The sequence below is a fragment of the Agromyces sp. NPDC058064 genome (assembly GCF_042885275.1).
Classification (GTDB): Bacteria; Actinomycetota; Actinomycetes; order Actinomycetales; family Microbacteriaceae; genus Agromyces.
In genome coordinates this window covers 1-1,133 of the sequence record NZ_JBHVSE010000010.1, presented here as the reverse complement: position 1 = coordinate 1,133, position 1,133 = coordinate 1, and the positions used below count along the sequence as shown (strand labels likewise).

The following is a 1,133-nucleotide window of genomic DNA, read 5'->3' as shown; positions in this document are numbered from 1 at the left end:
CTTTACTACAGTTTGATATTGGTGTTCGGTTCGGCTTGTGTAGGATAGGTGGGAGACTTTGAAGCGGCCACGCCAGTGGTTGTGGAGTCGTCGTTGAAATACCACTCTGGTCGTGCTGGATGTCTAACCTGGGTCCGTGATCCGGATCAGGGACAGTGTCTGATGGGTAGTTTAACTGGGGCGGTTGCCTCCTAAAGAGTAACGGAGGCGCCCAAAGGTTCCCTCAGCCTGGTTGGTAATCAGGTGTTGAGTGTAAGTGCACAAGGGAGCTTGACTGTGAGACCGACGGGTCGAGCAGGGACGAAAGTCGGGACTAGTGATCCGGCGGTGGCTTGTGGAAGCGCCGTCGCTCAACGGATAAAAGGTACCCCGGGGATAACAGGCTGATCTTCCCCAAGAGTCCATATCGACGGGATGGTTTGGCACCTCGATGTCGGCTCGTCGCATCCTGGGGCTGGAGTCGGTCCCAAGGGTTGGGCTGTTCGCCCATTAAAGCGGTACGCGAGCTGGGTTTAGAACGTCGTGAGACAGTTCGGTCCCTATCCGCTGCGCGCGTAGGAATATTGAGAAGGGCTGTCCCTAGTACGAGAGGACCGGGACGGACGAACCTCTGGTGTGCCAGTTGTCCTGCCAAGGGCATGGCTGGTTGGCTACGTTCGGAAAGGATAACCGCTGAAAGCATCTAAGCGGGAAGCCTGCTTCGAGATGAGTATTCCCACCCCCTTGAGGGGTTAAGGCTCCCAGTAGACGACTGGGTTGATAGGCCAGATCTGGAAGCCCGGTAACGGGTGGAGGTGACTGGTACTAATAGGCCGAGGGCTTGTCCTCAGTTGCTCGCGTCCACTGTGTTGGTTCTGAAACCACGAACAACCCTACGTTTGTCACAGAGCGTGGTGCGGTTGACAGTTTCATAGTGTTTCGGTGGTCATAGCGTGAGGGAAACGCCCGGTTACATTCCGAACCCGGAAGCTAAGCCTCACAGCGCCGATGGTACTGCAGGGGGGACCCTGTGGGAGAGTAGGACGCCGCCGAACTTTTTTTGAAGAAAACCCCCGTAACGGATGAGAATCCTGTTACGGGGGTTTTCTGCGTTGTACGCCGAGCATTGTGCCGGTCCCGGGCCGGTCCCCTCG

General features: G+C 56.8%; 2 rRNA genes. Both read left to right on the top strand.

Features of this window, described 5'->3' with window-relative positions:
* Nucleotides 1-828 (top strand): 23S ribosomal RNA (locus ACFVSL_RS18400); the annotation flags it as partial.
* 89 nt (nucleotides 829-917) lie between these two features.
* Nucleotides 918-1,034, top strand: a 5S ribosomal RNA gene (rrf, locus tag ACFVSL_RS18395).
* Nucleotides 1,035-1,133: the final 99 nt, after the last annotated feature.